Genomic DNA, 6824 nt, shown 5'->3' on the forward strand with positions numbered 1-6824 from the left:
GACGACCTCAGCCCGCCCCGACGAAGATCACGAAGAGCAGCCAGACCACCGGAGCGGTCGGCAGGAGGGAGTCGAGGCGGTCCATGATGCCGCCGTGGCCGGGGAGCAAGGTACCCATGTCCTTGATGCCCAGGTCACGCTTGATCATGGATTCGCCCAGGTCGCCGAGGGTGGCGCTGGCCGCGACGGCGAAGCCGAGCAGCAGGCCCTGCCACCAGGCGCCGTGCTCGATCAGGAACTGCAGGCACAGTGCGCCGGCCACCATGGCGAACAGCACCGCTCCGACGAGGCCCTCCCGGGTCTTGCCGGGGCTGATGCGCGGGGCGAGCTTGTGCCGCCCGAACCGCCAGCCCACCGCGTAGGCGCCGGTGTCGCTGACGACCGTCAGCAGCAGGAACGTCAGCACCCGCTGCGGCCCGTCGGCCTCCGCGGCAAGCATCAGGGCCACGAACGTCGCGAGGAAGGGCACGTAGAACGCCGCGAAGACGCCGGCGGTGACGTCCCGTAGGTAGTTCTCGGGCGACTCGGTCATCCGCCAGACCAGGACCGCCAGGGCGGTGAGCGCCATGGCGACCCAGGCGCCCTCCGCACCACGTACGTATCCGGCGATCACCATGGCGGTGCCGCCGACCGCGAGCGGCACCAGCGGCACCCGGATGTCCTTGCGCTCCGCCAGCCGCGAGGTCAGCTCCCACAGCCCCACGACGACGGCGATCGCGATGACGCCGATGAAGAGGGGCTTGTAGACGAAGAGCGAGGCGAGGATGACCGCGCCGAGGCCGATACCGACCCCTATCGCGGCACGCAGGTTGCGGCCCGCGCTCTTCTTCTTGGGCTTGTCGGAGTCCGCCGAGCGGTCGGACCCGGGAACGGAGGTGGGCATGGGCTCCTGCGGCTTTTCGTCGCGAAACAGGGGGCCGCTCAGGCGAGCAGCCCCCCGGTCGTCCGGGTGGTCCCGGTCATCCCGGCTGTCCCGATGTTCCCGGTGGTACCGGTCGTCGTCCTGGTGTCCGCCCGGCTCGGGCACGATGGGCATGGGCCGAGTCTGCGCCGCACCGCCCCAGTCGTGCACGGGACCCGCCGGGGCGGTCGACGCGGCTGCGCGCAGCGGGGAGGCCGGTCCGTGGTCGGGCGGTCCCCATTGACCGGCGCCGGGCGAGGCCCCCCAGGATGACTCGTTCATCAGACCTCGAGGAGCTCGGCTTCCTTGTGCTTGAGGAGCTCGTCCACCTGCGCGACGTACTTCGCGGTGGTGTCGTCGAGCTCCTTCTCCGCGCGGCGCACCTCGTCCTCGCCGGACTCCTTGTCCTTGACGAGCTTGTCGAGTGCTTCCTTGGCCTTGCGGCGGACGCTGCGGATCGAGATCTTCGAGTCCTCGGCCTTGTTCTTGGCGACCTTGATGAACTCCTTGCGGCGCTCCTCGGTCAGCTCCGGGAAGGTCACCCGGATGATGCTGCCGTCGTTGCTCGGGTTGACGCCGAGGTCGGAGTCGCGGATGGCCTGCTCGATGTTGCGCAGCGCGCTCTTGTCGAACGGGGTCACCACGGCCATCCGCGGCTCGGGCACCGAGAACGACGCCAGCTGGTTGATCGGCGTCATCGCACCGTAGTAGTCCGCCACGATCTTGTTGAACATCGCCGGGTGCGCACGCCCGGTGCGGATCGCGGCGAAGTCCTCCTTGGCGACCACGACGGCCTTCTCCATCTTCTCCTCGGCTTCGAGGAGGATCTCTTCGATCACCACTTGCTCCTGGTCTTTTCGGTAAGAAGCAGAGCCTCGCCCCTGCCGCGCGTCTTCTCCTGCACGGTGTCCGACCGGCAGGCGGTTGTCCATCCCCGTACCGAGGGTCATCCCCCGGCCGGGGGTTGCCGCCCGTACGGGCCGATGCCCGTACGGAATCGCGGCAGTTGGGGCCGTCAGGCCCGGGTGTCCTGATCGCTGACGAGCGTGCCGATCTTCTCACCCTTCACCGCACGCGCGATATTGCCCTCGGCGAGCAGTTCGAACACGAGGATCGGGAGCTTGTTGTCCCGGCACAGCGTGATGGCGGTGGCATCGGCGACCTTCAGATCGCGGGCGATGACCTCGCCGTATTCGAGGGCGTCGAACTTGACCGCGTCCGGGTTCTTCTTGGGGTCGGAGTCGTAGACCCCGTCGACGCCGTTCTTGCCCATCAGCATGGCCTCGGCGTCGATCTCCAGGGCGCGCTGGGCGGCGGTGGTGTCCGTGGAGAAGTACGGCATGCCCATGCCGGCGCCGAAGATCACGACGCGCCCCTTCTCCAGGTGGCGGACCGCGCGCAGCGGAATGTAGGGCTCGGCGACCTGGCCCATGGTGATCGCCGTCTGGACGCGGGAGTCGATGCCCTCCTTCTCCAGGAAGTCCTGGAGCGCCAGACAGTTCATGACCGTGCCGAGCATGCCCATGTAGTCCGAGCGGGCCCGGTCCATGCCGCGCTGCTGCAGTTCGGCGCCGCGGAAGAAGTTGCCGCCACCGATCACGATGGCGATCTCGTAGCCGTCGCGCACCACGGCGGCGATCTCGCGGGCCATCGCGTGCACGACATCGGGGTCGACGCCCAGCCCCCCGCCGCCGGCGAATGCCTCGCCCGACAGCTTCAGAAGGAAGCGTCGCCTGCCACCGTGACCGGCATGGTCTGTGTGCGCGCCGTCGGCACCGTGATTCATTGAGCTCTCCTCGTGCACATACGAAGAAGGCCATTGCCGTGGGTCCGGTCCAGATCCCTGTGCGGCAATGGCCTCCTCGTCACATCTGCGGTCGGCCGTGGAGCGGCCGACTGCGTACGACCCTAGCGGGGTCGTAGGTCATTCGCTGCCTCCGCGACGGACGGTGTGTGGCCCGGAGGCCGTGGCCCGCAGCGAAGGCTTCGTTCTGCCTCAGATGCCGACCTTGATGCGCGCGAAGCGCTTCAGGGTGACACCGGCCTCCTGGAGGACCTTCTCGACGGACTTCTTGTTGTCGAGCGCGTACGGCTGGCCGAGCAGCGTCGCGTCCTTGAAGAAGCCGTTGAGACGACCCTCAACGATCTTGGGCAGGGCAGCCTCGGGCTTGCCCTCGGCGCGGGTGGTCTCCTCGGCGACGCGGCGCTCGGACTCGACGACGTCGGCCGGGACGTCCTCACGGGAGAGGTACTTCGGCGCGAAGGCGGCGATGTGCTGCGCGATACCCTTGGCGACCTCGGCGTTCTCCTTGTCGAGCTCGACGAGGACACCGATCTGCGGCGGCAGGTCGGGCATGGTGCGGTGCATGTACGCCGAGACGTAACCGCCGGAGAACTGCGCGAAGCGGTCCAGGACGATCTTCTCGCCGAGGTTGGCGTTGGCCTCGTCGACGTACGCCTGGACGGTCTTGCCGGCCTCGATCTCGGAGGCGAGCAGCGTCTCGATGTCGGCCGGGTTGGTGGCGGCGACGTGGGCAACGAGCGCGTTCGCGGCGGCCTGGAACTTCTCGCCCTTGGCGACGAAGTCCGTCTCGCACTTGAGCTCGAGGATGACACCGGAGGTGTTGTCGTCGGCGATGAGGGAAACCACGGCGCCGTTCTCGGCGGAGCGGCCCTCGCGCTTGGCGACGCCCTTCTGGCCCTTGATGCGCAGCGCCTCGACGGCCTTGTCGACGTTGCCCTCGGCCTCGTCCAGGGCCTTCTTGCAGTCCATCATGCCGGCGCCGGTGAGCTCGCGGAGCTTCTTGACGTCAGCGGCGGTGTAGTTCGCCATGGTCTGTGAATCTCTTCTCGAAATCTCGAAGTCGAAAGATCTACGGGTGGACGGCGGGGGCGGTGCTCGTGGCACCGTCCCCCGCCGTCATCACCGGTCCTGAGGTCAGGCCTGCTCGGCGTCCGCCGGCTTCTCGGCCTCGGCGGCCGGAGCCTCGGCAGCCGGAGCCTCGGCGGGCTTCTCGGCGGCCTCGGAGTCGGCCTTCTTCTCGCCCTCGAGCAGGTCGCGCTCCCACTCGGCCAGCGGCTCGGCGGCGGCCTTGTCGCCGGGCTTCTGGTCGCCGGTGGCGGCACCGGAGCGGGCGATGAGACCCTCGGCGACGGCGTCGGCGATCACGCGGGTGAGCAGGGTGACGGAGCGGATCGCGTCGTCGTTGCCCGGGATCTTGTAGTCGACCTCGTCCGGGTCGCAGTTGGTGTCGAGGATCGCGACGACCGGGATGTTGAGCTTGCGCGCCTCACCGACGGCAATGTGCTCCTTCTTGGTGTCCACGATCCAGACGGCGCTGGGCACCTTCTGCATCTCGCGGATACCGCCCAGGGTCTTCTCCAGCTTGGCCTTCTCGCGGGAGAGAACCAGGAGCTCCTTCTTGGTGAGGCCGGAGGCGGCCACATCCTCGAAGTCGATCTGCTCGAGCTCCTTCAGGCGCTGCAGGCGCTTGTAGACGGTCGAGAAGTTGGTCAGCATGCCGCCGAGCCAGCGCTGGTTCACGTAGGGCATGCCCACGCGGGTCGCCTGCTCGGCAATGGCCTCCTGGGCCTGCTTCTTGGTGCCGACGAACATGACGGAGCCGCCGTGGGCGACGGTCTCCTTGACGAACTCGTAGGCGCGGTCGATGTACGACAGCGACTGGAGCAGGTCGATGATGTAGATGCCGTTGCGCTCGGTGAAGATGAAGCGCTTCATCTTCGGGTTCCAGCGGCGGGTCTGGTGCCCGAAGTGGACGCCGCTCTCCAGCAGCTCCCGCATCGTGACGACGGCCATTGCCGTACTCCTTGTTGTTCTCGGTTCCACTGCGGCCGGTCGGCCGCGGTGCCTGACGCCCCGACGCGCCTGCCGGGGAAGACACCTTGCGGAGCCGTCCGAGGACCGAGGAGCGCGGCCGTCGTGCTGCCCGAACGGGACTGCTGCACTGACGGCGGGGCGTGCGAAGTCGACCCGGTGACCCGGATCGCCACCAGAAGTGTACGGGACTGCCGATGCACCGGGCGACACGCGCCATTTTGAACCCGCGCGGGTGAGCAGCATCGCTGGGCGACTGAGCCTCCGGCCACGGACACGCGCGCCGCGACTCACACGCGCAGCCCTCCCCTCGCCCCCACCTCTCTGCCTCCCTTCGCGCCCTTTCCCTCGCCTCCCCACGCCTCCCTCCCGCCGTTCCCTGCCCCTCGCCTCCCTTCCCTCCCTTCCCACCCTTCCCTCGCGCTGTTCCCGTCTTCTGCCTCACGAGGCCCGGCCCCTCTCCTGCCCCTCGCCCTGCCCGTCCCCCCGTCGAGTGACGCCGTTGTCCACAACCGGCCGGTTATCCACAGCTGCCGACCAAGATCCCCGAGCATCGGCCCGCCTACGCCAGGGTCGACCCATGCCACGACACACACGACACAGCACACGAACCTGTCGGCGAGCCCGACACAGGACCGCCACTGCGGGCGGTCGCGGCCGGGGAGCACCGTCCCGCCACTCCCGCCGCTGGTGCCTCCACCACGTCTGCCCTCCCTTCCCCTCCTCTCCACCCAGTCCCCCACCCCTCCCCGCTCCCATTCCGCACTCCCCTCCCGCGCCCGCACCTCCCTGGCCGGGCCACCGACACCGCTTCCGGGCGCCGACGTCATCACCGCCCGCACCCCCTGGCCGGGAGCCGGGAGCCCATGGCCCGAGCTGCTTCTTCCCCGCCCGGGCGGCAGCCGCCCTGCTGGCTCCCGCCGCGGCTGCACTGTTCACCCTCACCCTCCCGCTGCCGGCCATGGCTGCCGCGGCAACGGCCCACACCGCCGCGCACAGCTCGCCGGTAGGAACACCGTCCGCAGCAGCGGAGGAGCCAGAGCGGCGAGCGCCGGCCAGCCACGGGACGAGGAAGCGGACGGAAACCGGGCACGGGCAAGGCCCCGGACCCGGCAGCCAGCAGCCTCACCGGCCCGTGCCCGGACTGACCTCGTCGGACCGGGCCTGGCCGGTGGAAGGGCCGGGGTCGGCAGGCATAGGCCCCACGGTGTTACGCGGCTGGGAACCGCCGCCCTCCCCGTGGGCAGCCGGGCACCGCGGCGTGGACCTGGCCTCGTCCGCGGGCCAAACGGTGCGGGCCGCCGCGCCGGGCCGGGTGGTGTTCACCGGGACCGTCGCCGGCCGGGGTGTCCTGACCATCGCGATCGCCGATTCCGGCCGCCCTCCCCTGCACACCACCTACGAGCCCGTGCGCGCCACCGCCCGGAAAGGCCAACGCGTCACGGCAGGCCAGCCGGTCGCCGTCCTCCAACACGGCCCGTTCCACTGCCGCGCACCGTGCCTCCACTGGGGCCTGCGCCGCGGCAAGACCTATCTGGACCCGCTGTCACTACTGCCACCGAGCATGCGCAATAGCGGCCCCTCCCGACTGCTCCCGGTCTTCGGCATCCCCTTACCGGAAACTGACCGCGCAGGTCCGGTGCCCAGACTCCGGCACACAGAACCAGCAGGTCAGGGGGCTGCCAGGTCCGCACCAACAGGCACCGCCTTGGGAGCTGCGGTCGGCCTTGCGGCGGTGGCCCTCTGGGCTCTCGGGCGGCTCTCCACCCACCAGTCGTCGGTGTGGAGGAGCAAGCACCCGACGATGACGGGTGAGCGCGCAAGAAGCAGCACGCCTCATGACATAGACGGACGCTGAACACTGACGCCGAGGGGAAGGGGAGGAAAGGGGAACGACGTAGACAGGGCGCGGCTGATGCACTGACGACGGCGACGACGGCGCGGCGTGGTTCGCCCAGTCGGACCGCTGTACCTCGACACGCCGCTGCGGGCTGCGGGCTGCGGGCTGCGGGCTGCGGGCTGCGGGCTGCGGGCTGCGGGCTGCGGGCTGCGGGCTGCGGGCTGCGGGCTGCGGGCTGCGGGCTGCGG

At 69.8% G+C, this 6824-nt stretch carries 6 protein-coding genes; 1 reads left to right on the forward strand and 5 read right to left on the reverse strand.

Annotated features, from left to right (window positions below; translation table 11 throughout):
* Window positions 1-7: 7 nt before the first annotated feature.
* From AB0G84_RS23290 to rpsB, 5 genes are all read right to left on the reverse strand, one after another.
* Window positions 8-1183 (reverse strand): phosphatidate cytidylyltransferase, encoded by a 1176-nt coding sequence (locus AB0G84_RS23290; RefSeq protein ID WP_361323896.1) that lies wholly within the window; start codon window positions 1181-1183, stop codon window positions 8-10.
* Window positions 1183-1740: a ribosome recycling factor gene (gene frr / locus AB0G84_RS23295; RefSeq protein ID WP_361323899.1), complete on the reverse strand. Its 558-nt coding sequence runs from the start codon at window positions 1738-1740 to the stop codon at window positions 1183-1185. Before frr ends, AB0G84_RS23290 begins: the two co-directional genes overlap by 1 nt.
* A gap of 176 nt (window positions 1741-1916) precedes the next feature.
* A complete protein-coding gene (gene pyrH / locus AB0G84_RS23300; RefSeq protein ID WP_033269446.1) occupies window positions 1917-2687 on the reverse strand; it encodes a UMP kinase in 771 nt (256 codons plus the stop codon).
* A gap of 210 nt (window positions 2688-2897) precedes the next feature.
* On the reverse strand, window positions 2898-3734 hold the full coding sequence (tsf, locus tag AB0G84_RS23305; protein WP_361323903.1) for a translation elongation factor Ts: 837 nt from the start codon (window positions 3732-3734) through the stop codon (window positions 2898-2900).
* Window positions 3735-3839: 105 nt separating this feature from the next.
* Window positions 3840-4718, reverse strand: a complete 879-nt coding sequence (gene rpsB / locus AB0G84_RS23310) for a 30S ribosomal protein S2 (protein ID WP_361323905.1) — start codon at window positions 4716-4718, stop codon at window positions 3840-3842.
* A 979-nt stretch (window positions 4719-5697) separates the two neighbouring features.
* On the opposite strand from rpsB, the gene AB0G84_RS23315 reads away from it, so the two are divergent.
* Entirely contained in the window at window positions 5698-6594 is an 897-nt protein-coding gene (locus AB0G84_RS23315; RefSeq protein ID WP_361323907.1) for a M23 family metallopeptidase, read from the forward strand.
* Window positions 6595-6824: the final 230 nt, after the last annotated feature.

The sequence above is a fragment of the Streptomyces sp. NPDC020742 genome, assembly GCF_040641675.1.
Classification (GTDB): domain Bacteria; phylum Actinomycetota; class Actinomycetes; order Streptomycetales; family Streptomycetaceae; genus Streptomyces.

What these genes read in the sequence shown, in the direction of transcription:
- pyrH (WP_033269446.1), bottom strand. Translation starts at nt 2,687, where the DNA reads ATGAATCACGGTGCCGACGGCGCGCACACAGACCATGCCGGTCACGGT.
- tsf (WP_361323903.1), bottom strand. Translation starts at nt 3,734, where the DNA reads ATGGCGAACTACACCGCCGCTGACGTCAAGAAGCTCCGCGAGCTCACC.
- rpsB (WP_361323905.1), bottom strand. Translation starts at nt 4,718, where the DNA reads ATGGCCGTCGTCACGATGCGGGAGCTGCTGGAGAGCGGCGTCCACTTC.
- AB0G84_RS23290 (WP_361323896.1), bottom strand. Translation starts at nt 1,183, where the DNA reads ATGAACGAGTCATCCTGGGGGGCCTCGCCCGGCGCCGGTCAATGGGGA.
- AB0G84_RS23315 (WP_361323907.1), top strand. Translation starts at nt 5,698, where the DNA reads ATGGCTGCCGCGGCAACGGCCCACACCGCCGCGCACAGCTCGCCGGTA.